General features: G+C 69.3%; 15 protein-coding genes. 2 read left to right on the forward strand and 13 right to left on the reverse strand.

Annotation, left to right across the window (positions count from 1 at the left end; genetic code table 11):
- Position 1 precedes the first annotated feature (1 nt).
- The 13 genes from NI1_RS18945 to NI1_RS19005 form a co-directional block, all read right to left on the reverse strand.
- Positions 2 to 1,564 (reverse strand): PfaD family polyunsaturated fatty acid/polyketide biosynthesis protein, encoded by a 1,563-nt coding sequence (locus NI1_RS18945; protein WP_067822025.1) that lies wholly within the window; start codon positions 1,562 to 1,564, stop codon positions 2 to 4.
- Positions 1,558 to 3,894 carry a hypothetical protein gene (locus NI1_RS18950; RefSeq protein WP_067822027.1) on the reverse strand — a complete coding sequence of 779 codons (2,337 nt, stop codon included), beginning with the start codon at positions 3,892 to 3,894 and terminating at the stop codon, positions 1,558 to 1,560. Before NI1_RS18950 ends, NI1_RS18945 begins: the two co-directional genes overlap by 7 nt.
- Positions 3,891 to 10,487 carry a type I polyketide synthase gene (locus NI1_RS18955; protein ID WP_084523393.1) on the reverse strand — a complete coding sequence of 2,199 codons (6,597 nt, stop codon included), beginning with the start codon at positions 10,485 to 10,487 and terminating at the stop codon, positions 3,891 to 3,893. The genes NI1_RS18950 and NI1_RS18955 overlap by 4 nt, the downstream gene beginning before the upstream one ends.
- Positions 10,488 to 10,517: 30 nt before the next feature.
- A complete protein-coding gene (locus NI1_RS18960; protein ID WP_067822029.1) occupies positions 10,518 to 11,138 on the reverse strand; it encodes an SGNH/GDSL hydrolase family protein in 621 nt (206 codons plus the stop codon).
- Positions 11,139 to 11,164: 26 nt separating this feature from the next.
- Positions 11,165 to 12,403 carry an NAD(P)/FAD-dependent oxidoreductase gene (locus NI1_RS18965; protein WP_067822031.1) on the reverse strand — a complete coding sequence of 413 codons (1,239 nt, stop codon included), beginning with the start codon at positions 12,401 to 12,403 and terminating at the stop codon, positions 11,165 to 11,167.
- Positions 12,404 to 12,599: 196 nt separating this feature from the next.
- Positions 12,600 to 14,378: an AMP-dependent synthetase/ligase gene (locus tag NI1_RS18970; RefSeq protein WP_245663289.1), complete on the reverse strand. Its 1,779-nt coding sequence runs from the start codon at positions 14,376 to 14,378 to the stop codon at positions 12,600 to 12,602.
- A 55-nt stretch (positions 14,379 to 14,433) separates the two neighbouring features.
- Positions 14,434 to 15,087, reverse strand: coding sequence for an HAD-IA family hydrolase (locus NI1_RS18975; RefSeq protein ID WP_067822700.1), 654 nt, complete (start codon positions 15,085 to 15,087; stop codon positions 14,434 to 14,436).
- A 53-nt stretch (positions 15,088 to 15,140) separates the two neighbouring features.
- Positions 15,141 to 16,073, reverse strand: coding sequence for a LysR family transcriptional regulator (locus NI1_RS18980; protein WP_067822033.1), 933 nt, complete (start codon positions 16,071 to 16,073; stop codon positions 15,141 to 15,143).
- Between the two features lie 116 nt (positions 16,074 to 16,189).
- On the reverse strand, positions 16,190 to 17,011 hold the full coding sequence (locus tag NI1_RS18985; protein WP_067822035.1) for an MBL fold metallo-hydrolase: 822 nt from the start codon (positions 17,009 to 17,011) through the stop codon (positions 16,190 to 16,192).
- An 81-nt stretch (positions 17,012 to 17,092) separates the two neighbouring features.
- On the reverse strand, positions 17,093 to 17,905 hold the full coding sequence (locus NI1_RS18990) for a carbohydrate ABC transporter permease (RefSeq protein ID WP_067822037.1): 813 nt from the start codon (positions 17,903 to 17,905) through the stop codon (positions 17,093 to 17,095).
- Complete coding sequence (locus NI1_RS18995) at positions 17,895 to 18,839, reverse strand: carbohydrate ABC transporter permease (RefSeq protein ID WP_084523394.1); 945 nt, start codon at positions 18,837 to 18,839, stop codon at positions 17,895 to 17,897. The genes NI1_RS18990 and NI1_RS18995 overlap by 11 nt, the downstream gene beginning before the upstream one ends.
- The gene (locus tag NI1_RS19000; RefSeq protein ID WP_067822075.1) at positions 18,839 to 20,209 is read right to left on the reverse strand and encodes an ABC transporter substrate-binding protein; all 1,371 of its coding nucleotides are present in this window, start codon (positions 20,207 to 20,209) and stop codon (positions 18,839 to 18,841) included. Before NI1_RS19000 ends, NI1_RS18995 begins: the two co-directional genes overlap by 1 nt.
- 28 nt (positions 20,210 to 20,237) lie before the next feature.
- Positions 20,238 to 21,395: an ABC transporter ATP-binding protein gene (locus tag NI1_RS19005; protein ID WP_067822078.1), complete on the reverse strand. Its 1,158-nt coding sequence runs from the start codon at positions 21,393 to 21,395 to the stop codon at positions 20,238 to 20,240.
- Positions 21,396 to 21,597: 202 nt separating this feature from the next.
- Between NI1_RS19005 and NI1_RS19010 the strand changes: the two genes are divergently transcribed.
- Positions 21,598 to 22,533, forward strand: a complete 936-nt coding sequence (locus NI1_RS19010; RefSeq protein WP_067822082.1) for a PDR/VanB family oxidoreductase — start codon at positions 21,598 to 21,600, stop codon at positions 22,531 to 22,533.
- Between the two features lie 44 nt (positions 22,534 to 22,577).
- Positions 22,578 to 23,261, forward strand: a complete 684-nt coding sequence (locus NI1_RS19015; protein WP_067822085.1) for a DUF8020 domain-containing protein — start codon at positions 22,578 to 22,580, stop codon at positions 23,259 to 23,261.
- Positions 23,262 to 23,292: the final 31 nt, after the last annotated feature.

Raw genomic sequence — 23,292 nt, forward strand, 5'->3', positions numbered from 1 at the left:
GTCATCCCTCCAGCGGGGTGGGCAGATAGGCGCAGGCGGCGGCGGGCAGCCGGGCCCCGGCCAGGCGCAGCGAGTGCACCCGGGCGGCGACGGCGGTGCCGCGCATGATCTGCGCGGCCAGCTCCGCCACCTGCCGGTTGCGGGCCGGGGCGAGGTAGGAGCCGGCGGCCCAGGCATTGAATCCGCCCATCGCGGGGCCGCACCACACCTGGTAGTCGGTGGCGCGGTCCGGCGCACCGGCGATGCTCCAGGCCGAGGAGAGGCCCAGATACCAGCGGAAGATCAACGCCATCTTGCGTTTCGGATCGCGTTCGGCGCGGGCGAGCTGTTCGGGATCGCGTTCGGTGAAATAGCCGACGCAGCCCTCCCACACCTCGTCCAGGGTGCGCTGGAAGACGCGCTGTTCCAGGCCGAGCCGTTCGGCGGCGGGGATGGCGTCGATGCCGTCGTAGGCGCGGTAGGTCTCGTAGAGCTGTTTGGCGCGCGCCGCGAACATGGTGCCTCGTTTGAGCACCTGCACCTCGACGCCCATCTCGAACATGTCCGCCGACGGAGCCATGGCACAGTCGGCGGTGCCCGCGGTCACCAGCAGCTGTTTCGTCGAATCCGATTGCGCGGCTTCGACACTGGCCTGATTGATGGAACCGGTGACCACATAGGAGGCCCCGAGCGCGAAGGCGGCGAACGCGGCGGTGGGGGTGCCGATACCGCCGGCCGCGCCGATCCGCACCGGCTCCGCGTACCCGAGTTCGGCCTGGATCCGGTCGCGCAGGGCGAGCAGTTCGGGCACCAGCACGGTGAGCGGCCGGCGGTCGGTGTGCCCGCCCGAATCCGCTTCGGCGGTAATGTCGTCGGCCATCGGCATCCGCCGCGCCAGGTCGGCCTGTTCGGCGGTGACCAACCCGGCCGCGACCAACCCCCGCACCATGGCCTCGGGCGCGGGCCGCAGGAACAGTTCGGCGACCTCGGCACGCGATACCTTGGCGATCACCTTGTTCTCGGCGATCACCCGGCCCTCGCGCGCCACCAGTCCCGCCAGCCGGTAGTGCACCACCTGCGGGGTGAGGCTCATGAACGCCGACGCCTCGATGCAGCGCACCTGATGCCGCAGGCACAGCTCGACCGTGGCCCGCTCCATGGCGAGTTCGCTGGGGCTGTGAATCAGGTTGCAGGCGAACGGTTTACCGGGCGCTCGGCGGGAGATCTCGCCCAGCGCCTCGTCGACGCGAGCGGGCAGCACGCCCGCCGCGCCGTAGGAGGCCAGGATGCCGTCGCGGGCCAGGGCGATCACCATTTCGGCCGAGGCGATGCCGTTCGCCATGGCCCCGGCCATATAAGCCGAGCGGACACCGTGCGCGCGCCGGAATGCCTCATCGCCCAAGGCTTCCGGGCGGCCCGGCGGCACCGCGGCCAGCACCTGCGCGCCGCGCGCTGCGGCCGGATCGTTGCCGACCGCGAGCCCGCCCGGGGTGCGGACCAGGAAGAACGGCTCGTCCAGCCGCAGCAGCGCGGCGCGCACGCTCGCCACATCACCGGCCAGGAGGGGAGATTGCGCGCTCACCATGACGGCGCTCCTTCCGCACGCAGTTCGACTGCGATATCGCTGAGTTCGTAGATGCGCAGGCCGGGCTTCCACATGCTGGCCTCGCCGACCACCCGCACCCGGCCGGGCCGGCGCTCGACCCGCGCGATGTGCACCTCGAGGGTGACTTCGCCGTCGGTGGGCAGGAATTGGCCCCGGTATTTCCAGGTGAACGGCACGCCGACCGGCAGCACGAAGCCGGGATTCTCCAGGCCGTCACCGAATCCGCTGTCCAACACCCATTCCTGCATGGCCTGGATGCAGGATTCGATGCCGAAGGATCCCGGAATGACCGGGTCGTACCGGAAGTGGCGGGCGAACACCCAGTGCGCGGGGTCGATGGGCTGTACCGCGTGCAGATAGCCCGCACCGAACTTGCCGCCACCGTCGACCACCTCCACCCGGTCGAGCAGGGCGAGGTGGTCCCGCGACACCAGCCGGGCGTGTGGATCGGCGCGCCGGGCGGCGATATCGATGGTCCGGGTGGCGGGCCGCACCGGCTGACTGTCCAGCCAGGTCGGCACATGCCGCCCCGCATCGAGTCCGGTCTGGTTCGCCATGGCGGCGTCACTGAAATACCCGAAAAGCGTGTCGCCGGAGTAGAACGGCTCGCCGTCCACCGTCATCGTGTAGTCGAAGGTCTGAAGGGTCGACCCCGGCATGGGCGAGGTGGACAGCAGCCGCGAATGCTCGACGATGGTCTTGTCACGCAGATCCACTTCGCGCAGCACGGTCGCGGTGCCACCCAGATTGCGCAGGCTCACGGTCGCCTCCGGATCGGCGAGCGTCGGCCCCAGGTAGTAGCCGAGCAGCAGCGCCGCCTGCAACGAGGTCTCCATGTACACGCAGTTGGGCATGGAGGCGTTGGCGGTCTCGTGGTAGTACCAGGAGTCGGCCGGGGAATCGTATTCGGTGGTGTGCGAACCGCTGTCGAGCTTGCCGCGCGTTCCGGTCATCCCCATGAACCGGTCCACCAGCAGCAGTCCCCCGTCCGGTGGCCGGGTCGCCTTGCGCGCGCTGTTGTTCGAGAATTCCGGTCCCATACCGATGCCTTGGTCGCCCCGGCACATCTGCGCGAGATGGAATTCACCCAGCAGGGCGCGTTCGCCGTAGCGTCCCATCCGGCCCAGCCAGCGGGCGGGAACGCCACCCGCTTCCGGTCCGATCGGCACGCCGGGCTTCTCCACCACCGCGACGGTCACGCCCCGCACCCGGCCGACCGGTGTCCCCGCCACCGAAACCACCGCGTCGACACGCAGATACGGCCTTGGCACCAGGTCGATTTCGGTGACGTCCAGCGCCAGTTCCAAGTCACCGGTGGTGAGCGGAGCGAGCTCCACCGCCACCGGCATCACCGGCAATCCGGGTGCTTCCCGTTCGAAAGTGGCATCGACCAAGCACAGGTGCAGCCCCACGGAGAGCGCGAACACCTGAGCCGCCTGCACGACCGCCTCGATCACCGAATCGTGATCGCCGGAGGACACGGCAATCCGGGCGACGAGTCCGCCCCTCCCCCGGTTCCCGCCGTAGAGCGCCAGCCCCGACACGGCGTTAATACCGTTCCCGCCCAACCGAATATCCGGATTGGCGTCATCCTGCGCGTACGCGGGTCCGAAAACGCCCGCGATATCCCCGGCCGCGAGACGGGCCAGCGCCGCACCATCCAGTTCCGTGATGGTGGTCCGAGCCAATGGCTTGAACCGCGCCTCCCGATCCACCACCGCCGCCGGCGCAGCACTCACCGGTTCGACAACCCTACCGGCCAAATGCTGTTCGAATGCTCTGCGCTGCAAGGCATCCTGTGCCCGCAATACTTGTTCATGGGACCGCACCAGGGCAGCCCGCAGGTCCCGCACGAGACCTGCGGCCGCATCATGCGCGGGCGCACCCGGCCACCCGAATGGGGACGCGGCCTTCGCATCGCGAGTGGTGAGAGCGGCACGGGCCTCGACCACACCCGAGTCGGTCCGAGTCGTCCCCGTCAGGGCCGAGGTCGGAGAGTGGTGGTTCGCAGTCGAGAGCAGAGCTGTGGTCTCGGCCGGGTTCGCCGCAGTTGTGGGCACCGGTGCGGGAGCGGCCGAGACGGTCTGGTCAACCGCCGCAGACGACGGTGCGGGAGCGACCGAGACAGTCTCGTCGGTCGCCACGGACAACGGTGCGGGAGCGACCGAGACGGTCTCGTTGGTCGCTGCGGACAACGGTGCGGGAGCGACCGCAACGGACTGGTTGGCCGCCGTCGGCCTCGAGGTGGTCGCGGTGGGGGCGAGCGCGTCGAACGGCTCGCCGACGAAATCGAGTTCGGCGGAATTCATTGCGCTGTCTCCGTTCGCCAGTGCGCCACCGATTCGGCGAACTTGGCTGCCATGGCCGGTGTCGCTACGAACACCAGCTCGTCGAATCGCAGGAGTACCCGGCCGGCGGGGTCGGTGGCCGTGGCGGTGGCGGTGATGCCGTTGGCATTTCGGCGGACGGCGTCTACCACCAGGAGGAAGTCGGTGTCGCCGGGCAGCGGGGCGAAGTAGTCCGCGCTGCCGATCGCCAGGGGCAGACAGGCTTGGCCGAGCAGGCGGCCGCCGAGCACCGAAGGGCCTTGCAGCATCAGGTCGGCGAGGACCGGGCTGTGCAGGGCTCCGCTGAAGGCTCCAGCGGCAACGCGGGTGTCGGTCAGGCGGCATCGCACGACCAGGCGGTCGTCGGTGAATTCGAGGATTTCCCGAAGTCCTTGCAGGCGTGGTCCGTGGAATTGCGTTGCGCTGGTGTAGATTTCCGCGCCGTCCGCCGCGCCTATGCCCAATGGCAGCGGGGGCCGCAGGGGTGCGGGTGCGGCGGCGGCCGCCAGTTCCAGGGTGGCCGCGTAGTGCGAGATGGGCAGCGCCCGGCCGCCGTCGCCGCGTGCGACCGCATCCACGATGATGCGGTCGCCCTCGACGCGGCCTTCGGAAAGCTCCACCCAGCGCGGGATTTCGGGACTGTCGTCGAAGACTATGCCCTTGTTCACCTGGAACCCGCGTACCCGGACCACTCGGAGTCCGGGGTGCGCCCGTTCGGCGACGTTGATCAGCCAGCCGAGACCGAAGGTCGCGGGCAGCACCTCCCGGTCGCCGATGCGATGGTCGCCGATCACCGGATCCGTTCGCAGGCCGGTCAGTTCCCGGCGTGCGATGAGCGCGGGCGCGGGATGGGGCGTGCTCCCACCCAAGGCGGTGGCTTCGCCGATCAGTACCCGGGTGTCCGCGCGGTGCGCTGCGGTGAACTCGTTCACGAAAGCCTGTGCGCCCGTGACCGGATCGAGCAGCGACACGCCCCGCGAAGCGAACAGGCTGCGCAGTTCGGGAGTGACCATGCCGCCGTCCCACGCGGCCCAGTCGATGGCGACGGCGTGCACGCCGGGATGCTGGCCGCGCCAGCCCGCCACGAAGCGGGCGAGTGCCTCGTTGGCGGCCGCGTAATCGGCCTGCCCCGGATTGCCGAGCAGGCCCGCGATGGACGTGAACACCACCAGGTGCCGCAGCGCCGTCTGGTCGACGGCGTCCAGCACCGCCGACAGGCCACGCAGTTTCGGCGCGAACACGCGGTCGATCTGCGCGATCGTCTTGTCCGGCAGCAGCGCATCGGCGAGAACACCCGCCCCATGCACGACACCGGTGACCCGGCGGCCGTGCAGCGCCGCACGTACCGCATCCGCGTCGGTGACGTCCACGGCGAGATACTCGGCCTTGGATCCGGCCGCATGCAGCCGCTCCAGGGTTTCCCGGATCTCCCGCTGCGCAACGAGTTCGCCGTGCAATCTTTGGATCTCACGCGGCGCGGGCCGTTCGCCGCCGGCACGCAGGTGGGCGATCACCGCAGCACGCAGGTCGGAGTCGGCCACCCCCGCCGCCCAGGCCGGCTCAGCGGTGAGCTCGGTCCGGCCCAGCAGCAGGAATTCCGCCGGGCATGCCTGGGCAAGGGCGATGACGCATAGTGCGGTGACGCCGCGCGCACCACCGGTCACCACGAACACGTCATCGGGTTCGATCAGCGGTTCCGCGGTCGGCTCCGGGTCGATCGGTGCAGCACCGACCGGAGCGGCGTCGACTGGATGGCGGTAGCGCCCGGGGACGATGGTGCGCCGCGTCCCCGCGAGGTCCACGCCGACCTCGAGGGTGTCCACGGCCGCGTCCGCGAGCTCGTCCAGCAGCGCCGCGACCATCCGGTCGGCATCCGTTTCGGGATGGATGTCGGCGGCCCGGCAGAAGAGCTGGGGCGCTTCGGCCGCAAGGGTTTTCACCACGCCGCCGACGCCCGCCGTCAGCCCTGCTTCGGGGGTCGCCGCACCGGTGAGTCCCAGCCCGCCGTCGACGCGGGTGAGCGTGAGGAACGCCGCCCGGCCGCCGTTGCCGTTGCCGTTGCCGTTGCCGTTGCCGTTGCCGTTGCCGTTGCCGTTAAGCGAACCCACCGCGTGCTTGGCGAGCAGAATGGCCGAGCCGAGCTGCCGTTCCGCACCGTGCCCGCCGGTCTCGCCGCCGAGCACATGCAACACCAGATCGACGGGCTCGCCCAGGTTTTCGCCGATGAGTCGCTCCGCCGAGGCCAGATCGGCATCGCCCGGCAGCTCGACGTGCCGCACCGTCCAGCCCCGCTGTTCCAGTCCCGCAATGATTTCCGTGGCATCCGGGCCGCCGTGATCGACGATCGCGGCGGTCGGTTCGGCCCGGAAGGGGCGATCTATCCGATCGATCGCGGGCAGCTCGACCAACTCGACCCGATGCCGGAGCGTCACGCTCCGGTCCCCCGAGTCATTGCGCTGATCCAGCGGTTCACCGACCTCCGAGCTCGGCTCAGCGATCGGCGACGGTGCTTTTGGGTCGACACCACCCGCCTCTCCGACCAGGACGTCGACCATCTGATCCAAAGTGCGTAGCTCACCCAGCATTTCGGGTCCGATGACCGGCAGCTCCGGGAAGCGCTCCTGCACCTCGCCGAGCACCTGCACCCGCTTGATGGAGTCGACGCCCAGGTCGGCTTCCAGATCCATGGTGGGATCGATCAGGTCAGTCGGGTAACCGGTCTTGTCGGCCACCACCTCGACCAGCGCGGCCCGCACCGACTCCGCGTCGAAACCCTGTCCGGCCGTATCTGTCTGGACAGCTTCGGATTCCGTCGCTGTCACCGCAGTCGCGGATCCGGTCGCGGCGGTCGCACTCGCACCCACGGGAGCGGTCACAGCGGCGGACCCGGTCACGGCCGGAGCAGCCGTCGCGGCCGCCGACGTCGCGGAATCGACCGCAGTTATCGCGACGGTGGCCGAATTCGTGGGCAGGGGCGCGACCGCACCCGCACCATTCGACGCGGCAATTGGCGCGGTCGCGACAGGATCGGACAGCGTGGGCACGGCCGGATTCGACGCCGCGACGCCGTTCCCGGACGCGGCCACTTCCTGCCGCACGGCTCCGTTCGCCGGAACAGCGTAGGGCTGGGGCGCGGACAGCTCACGGGGCTCGGCCGGGGCCGCGTCCACATAGTCAACGCGCTCCGACCGGATCGCCGGTGCGGCACCGAATTCCAGTTCGGCGAGGCGAGCGAGGACTTCGGCGGCACGCTCGTGAGCGTGTCCGATGGCGACGCTCTGATCACGCACCGAGGCGATGACCTCCGGCAGTCTCGGGTCGTCCAGGCCGTGCTGGGCGATCAGGCCGATGACGGTTTCGGCGACGTTCAACTGGCTGTCCAGGTAGCGCGAGTGCAGCGCGAGATGCTGGGCGGCCGGATCGTCCTCGGCGCGATTGCGGGGCTGGGGGTGGACGGACATCGGGGGTTCCTCCTGAAGATGGTGTGCCACAGCGCCATTGCTGGATATCGGCGCCGGCCCGGCGGGATGGCCGGACGCGGCGGCCGGGGCCGAATCGAAAGCAGAACTGGTGACCGGCGTACGTCCGGCAGCCGAGCCGGTCGCCGGCGCAAACCCGGAAGCCGAATCGGCGACCGCCGCGGGACCGGACGCCGATTCCGCGACCGCCGTGGCTCCCTGGCCCGGCACGGTTTCCGCAAACCGGGCGGGGGCGGGCTGTGCGGCGAGGGCGGAGACGCGGAAGCCGTCGGTGAGGCCGTTCTCGTAGGCGGTGCGCCGGGCGGGCGAAATGTGTTCGGGGGCGGACAGGGTGACCGTCATGCCCTTGCGCGTGGGCTGTTCGGGCGTCGGGGCGTCGTAGCGGTTGATGCCGGTGAGTTCCACGCCGAGCACCGCGAGCTGAATGGCCGCCTGCTTGAGGGCGAGGTCGGAGTCGCCGAGGGGGCCGCTGTCGGTGGGGACGGCGATTACGTCGGCGGCGCCGAGGATTGTCCGGACCAGGCCGGTGAGGACCTGTTTGGGACCGAATTCCACGAAGACCGTGACACCGTCGGCGTGCATGGCCAGCACCGCGTCCACGAATTCGACCGGGCGCAGCAGCTGCTGGGCCAGGATGTCGGCGTTGGCGGCGGTGTCGTCGGTGTAGCGGGCGCCGGGGCTGTTGGCGTAGACGGGTACGGCGGGCGCGCCGATGTGCGCGGTTTCCAAAGCGGCGCGGAAGCTTTCGACCGCGTGCCCGACGTAGGGCGTGTGGAAGGCCGCGGCGACCGGCAGCTTGCGCGCGGTGATGCCGCGCGTGGCGCATTCGGCCAGCAGGGCGTCGATGGCCTCGGTGCCGCCGCCCACCACGACCTGTTCGGATGCGTTGTGGTTGCACACCAGCACATCCGGCGTCGCGGCGAGCAGTTCCTCGACGGTTTCGCGGGTGGCGGCGAGCGCGGCCATCGTTCCGGTGTCGGCGCTACCGGGTGCGGGCGCCATGGCACTGCCGCGTGCGGCCGCCAGCCGGAAGTATTCGTCGTCGCCGAGTGCGCCGCCGGCCCACAGGGCGGTGAGTTCACCGAAACTGTGCCCCAGCAGGCCATCACAGCGCAGTCCGAGTTCGGTCAGGAACCGGAACTGCCCGGCGGCCAGCGCGCCGATGGCGGGTTGCGCGTATTCGGTGCGCCGCAGGGTGGCTTCCTGCTGCTGACGCAGCGCCGGGTCGAAGATCGGCGGCGGGAAAACCGCTCCCGCCAAACCCGGTTCGGTCCCGGGGAAGGCCGCGTTGGCGGCGTCGAAGGCGGCTGCCACGGTCGGCACGTTCACCACCGCTTCCAGGCCCATGTCCAGGTACTGGCTGCCTTGACCGGCGAAGAGCCCGCCCACCTTCAGCCCGGGGCGCGCGGTCCGCCGGAAGTGCACGCCCTGCGGCGTACTCCACTGCGCCGCATCCGGTTCCGCGTTCAGTCGCTCCACCGCCAGGGCGCGCAACCGCTGCTCGGTCTCGTCGTCGGCCGCCACGAATCCCACCCGGGCGTGCGCCGCGGGCACCGGCCCGCCGTCCACCGCGGGCGCACCCGAGCGCAGCAGTTCCAGCAGCGCGGCGGTGTCGGGCGCATGCCACAGGTAGCCGCGCGCGGTTCGATGCAAATTGCGCACCGCGGCCCGATCCGCGTCGTATTCCTCGAGCACCATGTGAAAGTTGGTGCCGCCGAAACCCATCGCCGAGGCCGCCGCGCGCCGCACCGACCGCCGCGGATCCCGGATCCAGGGCCGCAGTTTGGTGTTGACGTAGAACGGGGCCGAATCGAAGTCGATCCCGCTGTTGGGCCGCTCCACATTGATGGTCGGCGGAAAAACCTTGTGGTACAGGGCAAGCGACAGTTTCATCACGCTGGCCGTGCCCGCCGCGCCCTTGGTGTGCCCGATCTGCGATTTCACACTGCCCAGCGCCGCACCGTGCAGCGGGGCGGCATTGTCGACGAGCAGCTCGCGCAGCGCCGTCAGCTCGGTCTTGTCCCCGACCGCGGTACCGGTGGCGTGCGCCTCGAACAATTCCACCGAGGCCGGTGAGCAGTCGGCGTCCGCGTAGGCGCGATCGAGTGCGATGCGCTGCCCTTCCGCACGCGGCGCGTAGATGCTCTTGGCCCGCCCGTCGCTGGCCGATCCGAGCCCGCGGATCACCGCGTAGATCCGGTTGCCGTCGCGTTCGGCGTCGGCCAGCCGCCGCAGCGCCAGCATGCCGATGCCCTCACCGAGCAGCGTGCCGTCGGCGTCGTCGGAGAAGGGACTGATCCGGTCGGTCTTGGAGAGCGCGCCGACCTTGCCGAAGGACATGTACACGAAGATGGTGTTCTCGGTGTCCACGCCGCCGGTGATCATCATGTCGGCCCGGCCGTCCACCAGTTCGGCGATGGCCACCCGCATGGCGGAAAGCGATGCGGCGCAGGCGGCGTCGACGGTGCAGTTCAAGCCGCCCAGATCCAGCCGGTTGGCCACCCGCCCGGCCACCACATTGGCCAGGAACCCCGGGAAGGAGTTCTCCTCCCACGGCGCGAAGGCCCGCACGTACCGGTCGGAGATCTCCTGGGCGTCGGCCTCGGTCAGCCCGGCCGCCCGCACCACCTCCTTCAGCACCGGCGTGGAGAGCCGCGCGGCGAGCGGATGCATGAGCGGCACCGGCCCGGTGGTGCCCAGCACCACGCCGGTGCGCGCCGGCAGATACCACTGCGATCCTTCGGCCCCGCTGTCGCGCAACAGGTCTCGCGCCACCATCAGGCTCAGCGTCTGCATGGTGCTGGTGACGTCGAGCTGGTTGGGCGGCATCCCGAATTCGAGCGGATCGAACTCGACGTCGGGCAGGAACGCGCCCCGCCGCGAGTAGGTCTTGTCCTGGGCGGCGGGATCGGGATCGTAGTAATCCTCGATCTTCCACCGGGATTCGGGCACTTCGCTGGTGCAGTCGGTGCCGTCGACGATGTTCTGCCAGTAGTCCCGGTGATTGCGGGCCATGGGGAACAGGCTCGACATGCCGACGATCGCGATCGGATTGTCGGCCAGTCGCCGTCCGATCCGCGTGGTTTCCTCGCTCACGTGCTTCCTCTCTAGATGACGACGGCGGCGCTAGGCCGCGAAAGACGCCGTGGCCATGGGCATTCCGGTGGCGCCGGCCAGCAGTTCGGCGACGGCGTGCGCGAACCAGGCGTGCCCGCGCGGGCTCGGATGCAGCCCGTCCGCGTCCCACATGCCCGGGTCCGCCCAGTCGTCGATGGCGGTGACGTCGATGCACAGCGCGCCGGTGCGGGCGGTGGTCTCGCATAGGACGTCGTTGGCCCAGGCGAACCGGTCCCGCAGCAGGCCCCGGAAGGCTTCGGGCACCGGCAGATTCGCCGGGATATCGGCGTAGGTGGCGGTGAAGACCACGGTGTCCATGCCGCTCGACTGTTCGAAAATGGCGTCGAGATTGCGCCGGAAGCGCGCGGGATCGAAATCGCCGACGAGGTCGTTGACCCCGGCCACGACGCCGATCACCGGCGCTTTGTTGATCAGGGCGCGGGTCAGCTGCTGATCGACGACGTCCTGGGTGGTGGCCTGGAAGGTACCGAGATTGCGTACCGAATCGCCCGGGATGCCGAGTGTTTCGGCCAGCCGCGGCACCCAGCCGTGCCAGCCGCCGCCGGGCGCGGCGTCCCCGCGCCCTTCCACGAAACTGTCGCCGAGGGTGGTGAGTCTGATGGTCGGCATGGCTTGCCTCCTGTGCGGCGGGTCGGTCAGGACGCCGTGGCCGGATACATTCGCTCCCCCATGGGGGTGCCGGCCGCGGTGTAGAGGACGTCGAGGTGCTCGGGGGCGAAGAACTCCTTGCCGTGCAGTCCGCCGCCGATCATGCGGAAGAACTGGGTCAGGCCCAGTTCGCTGGCGCCGGCGGCCCGGAACACGGTCTCGTAGAACGGCGGCGCCTTCAGCTCGGAGATCATGCAGGTGAAGGCGAAGGTGTCGGCGCTGCGTTCGTCGCGGATGCGCTCGTATTCGCGCGCGGCCTCGTCGATGGGCCGCTCACCGGCGAGTCCGGCGTGCAGCTGCTCGGCGAGCACCTCGGAGTAGATCAGCGCGTCCGAGATACCCCAGCCGGTGAACGGGTCCTTGTGATAGCCGGCGTCGCCGACCAGCGCCCAGCCCGGTCCGGCCGAGCGGCGGTAGTAGTTGTCCGGGTAGCGCATGGCGCGGAAACGCTCGGTGCGTTTTCCGCTGTCCCGCAACTGTTCTCCGAATTCCGGCATGATCTGGTCGTAGACCTGCTGGAAATTGCCCTCCACATCGGCGCGGAATTCCGCGAACCGGTCGAGCGGGCGCATGACGGTGACCAGGTGCTGGTTGTCGTGGGTCGGCCAGGTGCCGAACTGCTGCCGGTCGAATCCGGTCCAGTGGTGAAATTCCCAGTCCAGGCCGTCGTAGTAGCTGTAGTAAACGAAGCAGCCGGCCGGATGCACCGAATGATATTCGGCGTCCAGCAGATCGCCGACGGTGGAATTGCGGCCGTCCGCGCCGACCACGAACTTCGAACGGAATTCGACTTCGGCGCCGTCGGCGGAGTTGCCGCGCACACCGCACACCCGGTCGTTCTCCCACACCAGCCCGGTCACGGTGAAGCCCTCGACCACCTCGGCCCCGGCTTCGCGGGCGGCGTCGACCAGCAGGCTGTCGAGCACGGTGCGCCGCGGCGCGTACACCTCGCCGATGCCCTCGACCTCGGCGAAACCGCGCAGCGTGATGCCGGTGTAGGAGAAGTTCAGGCGGCGGATCGGGGTGACGCCGGTGGCGACCAGCCGGTCCAGCAGGCCCCATTCGCGCAGCCGCGCCACGCCGACCTGGTGCATGTAGTGGGTGGAGACGGTGTCGCTGGGGAACGTCGAGCGGTCGACCACCAGGACCTTGTGTCCTTTGCGGGCGAGCAACATGGCCAAGGGCGAACCGGCGCACCGGGCGCCGACCACGATCACGTCGTACATGAAAATTCTCCTAGCTGCGGCGAATTCGACAAAGAAAGTTTCGGAGCTTCGGCGGGAAGCTCTCAATGGGTGTCTCCGGAATCGCATGGCGCGATTGACGATTCCGATCGGAAAGGGGAGTTGTGCGGGCATGCGGAAGTACGCGAATTCGGCGCGGGAGCGCGGCCGAATTCGCGAACAGTTTTCCTACGGGTCGTCAGTTTTCGTACAGTGCGGAAATATCCTCGGCGTATGCCTGTTCGATGACCGCACGGCGCAGTTTCAGCGACGGGGTGAGCTGACCGTTCTCTACCGTGAAATCGCCCGCGACGATGCGGAACTCGCGAATCGATTCGGCCCGCGATACCAGGCCATTGGCGTCGTCGACGGCGGTCGCGATCGCCGCGGCGAGCTCAGGGTTTCGATGCCGATCCTGCTGCGGCTCAGTCGATTCGCGTTCAGCCGCCCAGGCCGCGACGGCGGCGGCGTCCAAGGTCACCAGCGCCGCCACGAAGGAGCGCCCCTCCCCCACCACCATGCAGTTGCTCACCAGCGGATGCAGCCGCACCCGGTCCTCGAGGGGCGTCGGGGCGACGTTCTTGCCGCCGCTGGTCACCAGGATCTCCTTGCGACGCCCGGTGATGGACAGGTAGCCGTCGGCGTCGATCGCACCGAGATCGCCTGTGGGAAGCCAGGTTCCGAGATAGTCGGCGGCGGCGGGCCAATAGCCGGGCGAGGTGTTGGGGCCGCTGACCAGCACCTCTCCATCCGTGGCCAATGCCACCGCGGTCCCGGGCACCGGCCGACCCACACTGCCGTGCCGGTTGGCGTGCACCTGGTTGATGGTCACCGCGGTCGCCGATTCGGTGAGCCCGTACGCGCCCAGGATCTGCACCCCGGCACCGGCGAAGAAGGCGTCGGTGGTGGCGTCCAGGGACGCCCCGCCGCTGATCACATACCGGCACCGGCCACCGAAAACCCCGCGCACCGCCGCGAACTCGGTCTCGTTCAACGTCCGGTGCGCCGCCGCCAGCTCCAGGTCCACCGCGTCGTGGTCGAACAACGCCCGGCCGTAGTCGACGGCCACCCGCTCGGCCTCGGGGCCGATCGCGCTGCGGCAGCGCTTGCGGATCTTCTCCAACGCATACGGCACCAGGGCCAGGAAGGTGGGCCGGAAACCGGGCATGGCCGCGGGCAGCTCCGGGATCCCGGCCAGCAGCCCGCTCCGGGTCCCGCCGTACAGGCAGGCCAGCAGCACGGTGCGCCCGAAGATATGCGACAGCGGCAGCGCCAGCAGGGTGGACGCGTCCTCGGCGCGGAACAGTTCGGGCAGGTGCCGCACCGTATTCGCCGACGAGGCGAACATATTGCGATGGGTCAGCACGCAGCCCTTGGGCATACCGGTGGTGCCGCTGGTGTAGACGATGGTGGCGATGTCGTCGGCGCGCACCGCCGCGCGGCGTTCGGCGAAGGACGCCACCGGCACGGCCCCCGAACCGATGGGCGCGGGATCACTAAGCAGCCGCACCGGCTGCCGCCACCGCGCACCACCCAGCCGGGTCAGCAGCTCACGCTGCTCGGCGGTCTCGGTGAACCCGTATACCGCACCGGAATCCGCGAGCAGATGGTCGATCTGCTGTTCGGAGGCGGTCGGATACACCGGCACCACGATCGCGCCGATGGCCAGCGCCGCGAAATCCACCACGACCCATTCGTAGCTGTTGCGCCCGAGCACGGCGATCCGGTCGCCGTGCTCGACGCCCCAGGCCAGCAGCGCTTCGGCGAAGCTCACCACGTCCCGGTGGAATCGCCCGAAATCGACATCCTCCCAGCCGGATTCGACCGGACGGGACAGCACCGCCCGGCGCGGGCGCAGGCGCGCGCCCTCGGCGATCACATGGAACAGGCCCACCCGGTCGGGCAGGAGATCGGCCTCGGCCTCGCCTCGCGAGATCGCCGTCAGGCCGGGTTCGTCGACGGATGTGGACAGCAGCACGGTAACCACCTGAGGTTTTCGTTGACGTCGGTGCTCGCCACCCGGAGGCCGGCCGCTACAACGCGGCCAGCACCCGGTCGAGCCGTTCGAGGGTTTCGGCGTTTTCGCGATGCCGGATCGCCTGCCAGCCGGCCGTTTCGGCGGCCCGGCAGTTGTCCGCACTGTCGTCGATGAGCAGGCAGGAGGAGGCGGCCACGCCGAGATGCGTTTCGGCGAGGCGGAAGATGCGGGGATCGGGTTTGCGGATGCCGTGTTCGTGCGAGCGCAGGATCGCCTCGAAGCCGGCGGCATCCGGAATCAGTGCGCGGCGGTAGGGTTCCCATTCGCGCACGCTGTTGGTGAGCATCGCCAGCCGGCAGCGGGCGCCACGGCGATGGAGCAGGGCCTCGTAGAGTTCGGCGTTGAAACTACGGTCCCGGTACCACATTTCGCTGAACCGGCCGAGATCGGCGGCCGGGGTCCAGTCCGGCGCAAGCGCCGCGGTGACCAGCCCGCCCCACTCGGCCTCACCGAGCGCGCCGAGCTCCAGCGGAGCGAGGCCGTCGCCACCGTAGGCGGCGGCGACGGCCTCGCAGGCCAGCAGCAGCGCGGCGGCGGGCACCGCGCATTCGGCGGCCACCCGGTCCAGCACCGACGGCACCGGATCGGTGAGCACGCCGCCGAAGTCGGACCAGATGACCAGTTCGTCGAGCACGTCTTCGAGTCTCATCGCGTCCGAATCGCTCGGCAAGGCCGAGAATCCACACGCGCGGTTGGCGATTCCTATTGCGCCAGACCGGATTCCATCTTGATCGCGGATTCCAATGGCCGCGCCGATTCGATGCAACCCAGGAACGAGCGCACGATCGGCCGGTTGTCGTCGGCCCGCCACACCACGCACAGGTCGACCGTCGGCACCGGGTCGTGCAGCGCCACCGTCACGGTCTGGTTGTACCCGCCGGTGGGCGCGGCGCCGGCCCGCACGGCGGAGGCGAAACCGACCATCGGCTTCACCGACACCATGATGGCGGTGGCATTGGGGTCGTCGAGCTGGTGCTCGACATTGAGTTTGATCCCGCTGCGTTCGGCGGCGAGGTGGATGGCGTCGTACATGGCCGGGCACTGCTGGCGTTCGAACAGGATGCAGGGCTGGTTGGCCAGTTCGCTGAACGAGGTCCGGGAGCGCCGCGCCCAGCTGTGCCCGCGCCCGACCACCGCGACCAGCGACATCTGTAGCAAAGGGCGGCAATGGAATTCGGTGGAGGCGGGCCGGCCGTAGACCAGCCCGACATCCAGTGCGCCCGAGGCCAGCGCCGCCAGCTGCGGCCCGGTGCGCTGCTCGATCATATTGATGGTGACATTGGGCAGGATGGTGTGCATCCGGGCCAGCGCGGCGGGCAGAATGCGCTGCCCGCCCGCGAAGTTGTAGCCGATCCGCAGCGTGCCCGCGCGGCCGAGCGCCACTTCGCGCACCGCCGATCGGGCTTCCTCGGTCTGGGTGAGAATATTGCGGGCGAGGTCGCACAGGACCTCGCCCGCGGGCGTGAGATTCACCTGGTGCGAACTGCGTTCCACCAGTTGCACACCCATACTTCGTTCCAGCCGCTGGATCTGCTGGCTGAGTGAGGGTTGGGCCAGATGTAGACGGGCGGCCGCCCGGCCGAAATGCAGTTCCTCTGCCACGGCCAGAAACGACGACAAGAGTCTGAGCTCCATGCTTACCTCCCCTTCGGGATGGAGCCCAGCGTATCTCGCGCGGGTAACGACGGGTGAACCTCGCGAAGGGCGAGATGAACTGTCAGCTATCCCCCTGCACCCCCGGGCACGGTCGGCTACCCGATCTCGTGCACCAGACCCGGATGCGCCAGCCGCACCCGGCCCGGAAACAGTTGCACCGCTTCGGCCAGCCGCGCCTTGAGCCACACCTCGTCCGCGGTCGGCAGATGGGTGAGCAGCAGTTCGTGCGCCCCGGCCGCCGCCGCGGCGCGGGCCGCGTCGGCGGCACAGAGGTGACCGTGCGCGCTGCGGTCGGTGCGCTCCAGGCTGGCCTCGGCCAGGAACAGGTCCACCCCGGCCGCGAGCCGTTCCAGCGCGTCGGAGACCCCGGTGTCGCCGGTGTAGGCGAGCGTGCCGCCGGGCCCCGAGATACGCAGCCCGCAATTAGGTTTCGCGTGCGGCAGCGCGATGAACTCGCAACTGTCCGCCCCGATGGCGACGATATCGTCGGGCCGGTATTCGCGAATGTCGAAGCCCGCCTCGAAAACCCGGTCCAGCAAGGGCAGCGATTCGGTGGTCAGCACCGAGGCCAGGTTCTCCAGCACCGCACGCCCGCCGGCGGGCACGTACAGCGGAATCGCCGGGAACTCCGCCGGCAGGTTCTCGAACCAGGATTCGAACCCCGGAAACTTGGCCAGCGCGTACGGGGCCAGCAGCATCTTGCCCAGCGGCAGCAGGTCGTAGCAGTGATCGATATGCAGATGGCTGATGATCACCGCGTCCAGCCCGGCCGGATCGCACACCCCGCTCAGGGCGGTGGCGATACCGGGCCCGCAATCCAGCAGCAGCCGGCTGCCGCCCGTATCCAGCAGATAACCCGAACTGGGGTGGCCCTCGGCGGGCATACCCGCTCGGCAACCGAGCACAGTGAGGCGCATTCTTCTTCTCCGTTCCGCAGCTCTGCGAAAATCAGGTGGGGTGGATGGGACGAGCCGGCCGCTCCCCAGGCGACCGCTCGGTTACTTGAGCCCCGACCGCACGAAGGCGTTCACGATCTGCCGCTGCAACAGCAGGTACAGCACCAGCACCGGCAGGCAGGCCAGGCTGGCGACGGCCATCATCGGGCCCCACTGCTCGCCCTCGGTGCCCATGAAACTGCGCAGGCCCAGCTGCAACACGCCGTTGGAGCGCCGCAGAAGCACCGCGGGCCAGAAGTATTCGTTCCAGGCCGTGATGAAAAGCAGAATGGCCAGCGCGGACAGGGCGGGGCGCAGGTTCGGCACCACCACCGTCCACAGGATCGACCACGAATTGCGGCCGTCGATCTTGGCGGCGGCGACCAGTTCCTTCGGGAACGCGGCCATGTGCTGGCGCAGCAGCAGCACCCCCAGCGCCGAGCACAGCGTCGGAAGCACCACGCCCACCAGGGAATCCAGCAGGCCGAGGCGGCTGATCAGGATGTAGTTGGGCAACATGGTCACCTGGAACGGCACCAGCCAGGTGCCGACGAAGGCCAGGTACAGCAGCCGCTGCAACGGGAAGGTGTACATGGCGAAGGCGTAGGAGGCCAGCAGCGCCACCAGCAGCTGGCCCACCGTCGAGAGCGCCGCCACCACAAAGGTGTTCGCCAGCAGTCCGGCGATATCGACCTTGTGCGCGGCGTCGGCGTAATTGTCCAGCGACAGCGGCCACGGCACCGGCGCCAGCGAGTTGATGTCCTCGGGGCGGCGCAGCGCGGTGGCGAACAGCCAGTAGATCGGGAATACGCACACCACCGCGGTGAGCGCCAGCAGCGCGTGACTGCCCAGCGCGCGCAAACGGTCAATCGTCATGGAAGGCCACCTTTTCCGAGATCCACACCAGCACCCCAGCGACCACGCCGAAGCCGAGGAACAGCAGCACCCCCGCCGCGGCGCTGAGCCCGGCGTCGAAGCTGTGGAACGCGTAGTCCCACAACAGGTAGAAGACGTTCGTGGTGGCCTGCGTCGGCCCGCCCTGGGTCATGGAGTCGATGAGCGGGAAGGTCAGGGTGGGGCTCAGCACGACCGTGGTGAGCACCAGGAACAACAGCGTCGGCGAGAGCAGCGGCAGGGTGATCCAGCGCCGGATCTGCCCGTCGCTGGCTCCGTCCACGCGCGCGGCCTCACCGTAATCACCGCTGATCCCGGCCAATCCGGCCCACATCACCAGCATGGCGAAGCCCAGCAGATGCCAGCCGGTGATCACGATGATCACCCACGGCGCGGCCTGCGCATCGTAGACCCAGTTCCGGTCGGTGCCCAGCACCCGGTCCACCATCCCGTTGCCCGGATGCAGCAGCCAGCGCCACACCGCCGCCGCCGCGACCGGGGCCACCAGGAACGGCGCGAAAGCGAACGCCTGGTAGACGGTTCGGGCGCGGCCGGAGACCCGGCGCGCCGCGAAGGCGATCAGCAGTGGCAGCAGCACGGTGAACGGCAGCAGGCCCACGATCAGCACCACGGTGCGCCGGATGGACGCGCCGAACGCCGGAAGCTCCAGCAGCCGTTCGTAATTGGCGGTCCCCACCGAGCGCATCGGCGAGGTGGGCAGCAGGTTCCACGACAGGGTGGAGAGCTCGAACGCCTGCACCAGCGGGCGGTAGGTCCAGATGATCAGCAGGGCCAGCGCGGGCAGCAGGTACAGGTAGGACACCAGGCCCCGCGGCCGGCGCCGCCGCGCGTGCGACGCCGGGATCGGTTCGGAGACAGCGGTTTCCCGCTGCTCCGGCGCTTCGAGGACGAACATCAGGGCAGCAGTTTCGCGCCGGTGTCACGGGCGGAGGTCAGGGTGGACTGCGCGTCCTTGCCCTGGAACACGACGGCTTCGACGGCCTCCATCATGCCGTCCCGCACTTGCAGATAGCTGTTGCCCGGCATGGAGATCCACGGCTCCATCCGCTCCAGCTGCGCCACGTTCGGGGCCAGCAGCGGGTTCTGCTTCGACCAATCGGCCAGGCCGTCGGCGGCCTCGAGCAGCCCGGTGCGCAACGGCAGGTAGCCGATGCCCTGCGAGATCTTGATGTAGGCGGCCTCGCTGGTCAGGAAGGTGATCAGCTCCCAGGCGGCGCGCTGTTTGAGCGGATCCGAGGTCAGGATGTGCAGTCCGGCACCGGAATTCGTGGGAATCGTGGTCTTGCCATCGAAGCTGGGCATGGCGGTCGAACGCAGATCCCATTTGCCCTTCGCGCCGTTGACGAAGGTGCCCTGAATGGCGCTGGATTCCAGGATCATGCCGATGTCACCGCGCGCGAAAGCCTCGTAGCCCTGCTTCTGGTCGAGCTTGGGCATGGCGCCGGAGTTCACCAGGTTCTGCCCCATTCGGGCTACCTCCACCACCGGCTGGTCGGCGTAGGTGAGCTTGGCGCGGTCCTCGGAGATCACCCGGCCGCCATTGGAGCGCACCATCGACTGGAAACACCAGTCCTTGGCGGATTTGGTGAGGCAGTCGACGTAAACGCCGCCCTTACCGGTCTTGTCGGCGATCGCCTTGCCCGCCTCGGCCACCTGCGCCCAGGTCTTGGGCGGTTCCGCCGGATTCAGCCCCGCCTGCTCGAAAAGCGAAGCGTTGTAATAGAGCACGGGCGTGGACAGCACGAAGGGGATGCCGTAGGTGTGGCCGTCCCAATCGCTGAGGGTGCGCGCCTTCGGGGCGAAGCCGAAGCGCGCGCCGTCGAAGTTCTGCTGCACGGCCTGCTTGCCCACCAGGGTATCCAGGGGCTTCGCGCCGAGCTGATGGATGGTGAAATCCAGGTCGCTGAAACCGAGCTGGGCCACGTCCGGCGGGTTGCCGGCCACGACCTGGCTCTGAATGCTGGAGATGGTGTCGGTGGTCGGGTTGGGGCTGTTGCCCTGCGGCTTCTGCGGCGTCACCTTGATATTCGGGTGCTCGGTCCGGAACTGCGCGATCAGGGCGTTGAAGGTGTCGGTCCAGGCCCCGGCCAGACCGTAGTTGTAGGACTCGAAGACGATCGAGACCTGTTGTCCGGCAGCCAGTTCCGGAATGGTGGCGACCGATGTGGTCCCGGTCGCGGGGTCGGTGGTGCCGCCGAGACCGCAGGAGGTCAGGGCGAGCATGGCGGCGGTCACCATTCCCAGCAGGGGCACGGTGCGTTTCACGGTTTTCTCCTCATCGGGGTGGTGAAAATCAGGGGACCGGGACGGGGTGGGCGTCCTCGGCCGCGACCGGGTCCGCGGTCTCGGGCTGCCGCCAGGTCAGGCGCAGGCCGGTTTCGGGATCGAACAGGTGCATGTCGGCGGGGTCCACGGTGAAACCGATGGCGTCCCCGGCACGCACACCGCACGGGCGCGGGGCGCGGGCGCACACCTCCGCGCCGGGCCCGTCCGCGGCGGCCGCGCCGAGCCGCACGTGGATCAGCTCCTCGCTGCCCAGGTTCTCCACCATGGTCACCCGGCCGCGAATCGCGCTGTCGCCGTGCGTGATACGCAGCCGCTCGGGCCGGATGCCCGCGGTCACCGGGGTCGGTTCGAGCGCATCGCCCGGCTCGATGCCGAGCGCGGCGTCCACCCCCTCCGCCGTCACCCGCAAGCCGTCGACCTCGGCCCGGACCCGCGCCGGGAAGAGGTTCATCGGCGGCGCGCCGAGGAATCCGGCGACGAACGTGGAGCGCGGACGGTCGTAGAGCTCCTCGGGCGTGCCGACCTGTTCCACGCTGCCCGCATTGAGCAGGGCGATACGCCCGGCCATGGTCATCGCCTCGACCTGGTCGTGGGTGACGTAGACGAACGTCGCGCCCAGGCGGCGGTGCAGGGCGATCAATTCCGCGCGGGTGGCGCTGCGCAGTTTGGCGTCCAGATTCGACAGCGGCTCGTCCATCAGGAACGCACCCGGATCACGAACCATGGCGCGCGCCAGCGCGACTCGCTGCCGCTGCCCGCCCGAGAGCGCGACCGGGCGGCGGTCCAGCAGTTCCGACAACTCCAGCACGGCGGCGACCTCGGCCACCCGCTCGGCGATCCGCGCGCGCGGCTGCCGGCGCGAACGCAGCGGGAAGCCGATGTTCTTCGCCACCGTCAAATGCGGATAGAGCGCATAACTCTGGAACACCATCGCCAGATCCCGGCGCTGCGGCGGCTCCTGCGAAATATCGGTGCCGTCCAGCAGAATTCGCCCCGACGTCGGCTCCTCCAAACCGGCGATCAGCCGCAACAACGTCGACTTTCCGCAACCGCTGGGGCCGAGCAGAACGAGAAATTCCCCGTCCGCGATATCCAGCGTCACCGCTTTCACCGCATCGGTTCCGGCGAACCGCTTGGAAATCGCATCCAGGTACAACCGCGCCACGACTACTCCTTCAGACCGCGTCGGTCACTGTCGGCATATGAGTCACGCGGTCAGTCTGGGACACCGGACGGCATTCGAACCCGGGCGATTGTCAACACCAATCGGACGAATCGAGTAGCCACCGCGACCGTGCGGAGCGCGGGCGGCTCGGTGAAGGTGGTGGCGACGACGATCGGATTTCGCTAATCGACAGGGGCCGAACGTGACCGAGTTTCCCGTGCGAGTAGTCGGCCGCCGTGACGAGGCCGAGAATGTCTTCTCCCTGGAGCTGGCGGCGGCCGGCGGCCGGATGCTGCCGGAGTGGACGCCCGGCGCGCATATCGACCTCGCCGCGGGTCCGGCCGGGACGCGCCAGTATTCGCTGTGCGGCGATCCGGCCGACCGGCGGCGGTGGCGGATCGCGATCCTGCGCGAACCGGCCGGGCGGGGCGGGTCGGAGTACCTGCACCGCACCGCGCTGCCGGGCACCGATGTGCGGGTGTCGCTGCCGCGCAATCACTTCGAACTGACGCCGAGCGAGTCCTACGTGTTCATCGCGGGCGGCATCGGCATCACCCCGATAGTGCCGATGCTCGCGGCCGCCACCGCGGCGGGTGCGCGGGTGCGGCTGTACTACGGCGGGCGCACCCGCGCTCATATGGCCTTCGCCGACCAGTTGGCCGACCGCTACCCCGACGTCACCCTGGTGCCGCAGGATCGGGACGGACTGCTGCCGCTCGCGCGCCTTCTCGACGAGGCCGGTGCCGCCGAAATCTACTGCTGTGGACCGGAACCGCTGCTCGCCGCGCTCGAAGAGGCCGCGGCGGCCCGGAACTTGACCGTTCGCAGCGAGCGTTTCGCGCCCCGGCCGGTCGCCGGCACCCCGGTGAACACCGAATTCCGGGTCCGGCTGGGCGATTCCGGCACGGAGTACCGCATCGGCCCGAACCAGTCGATCGCCGACGTCCTCGAGGCGGCCGGCGTCGACATCATCACCTCCTGCCGCGAAGGCACCTGCGGCAGTTGTGAAACCGCCGTGCTCAGCGGAGATATCGACCACCGCGACGACCTCCTCACCGCCGAGGAGCGCGCCCGCGGAAACACCATGATGCTCTGCGTCTCCCGCGCCCGGACCGGCACTTTGGTCCTGGATCTCTGACCCTTCGATTCGTTGTACGCACTCTCGACACAGAAAGAAAACCGATGAGGAAAACCGCTGCGGCGTCCATGCTCGCCGCCGCACTGGCCATCGCCGCCGTGCCCGCTACGGCGCACGCGGACGAGGCCGTCGTCAACTACGCCGCGACCACCACCGACAAGTCGATGACCATCCGGGTCGACAACGGCGCCCTGGTGGTCGAGGACGGCGTATTCAAGATCAAGGACGCTGCCGGCAAGGTGCTCGGTGGCACCGAATTGTCCTTCCGTGTGGACGATTTCGTCTTCCCCATCGCCGCCGCGGTCGACGGCCACAGCGCCACCCTGACCCCGGAATTCACCGCGGAGCACGCGCAGTACAAGCCCGTGGCCCTCCCCTACGAGAACCAGGCGCCCTGGAAGAGCGAATACGAGCGCGAGCAGGCCGCCTGGAGCCGCATGACCAGCACCATCACCATGGGCGCCACCATCGGCACCCTGGTCGGCGGCATCGGCGGCGCGGCCGTGGGCTGCCTGCTCGGCGGCGCCACCAGCGCCGTGCTGACCGGCGCCCTGTCGGCCATGTTCGGCGCGCTGCCCGGCGCGATCGTCGGCTGCATCGCCGGCCTGAGCGTGATCGGCTTCCTGGGCACCATCGCCGGTCAGATCTTCGTCACCGCGCCGGTCGCGATTCTCGCTGCCGCGCAGTACTTCACCACCATCAACCAGCCCTTCTCGGCTGCCAAGTAGTTCCACCGTCCGGACTCCGCGCACCGCCGGA

Source organism: Nocardia inohanensis NBRC 100128 (assembly GCF_001612945.1).
GTDB classification, from domain to species: Bacteria; Actinomycetota; Actinomycetes; order Mycobacteriales; family Mycobacteriaceae; genus Nocardia; species Nocardia inohanensis.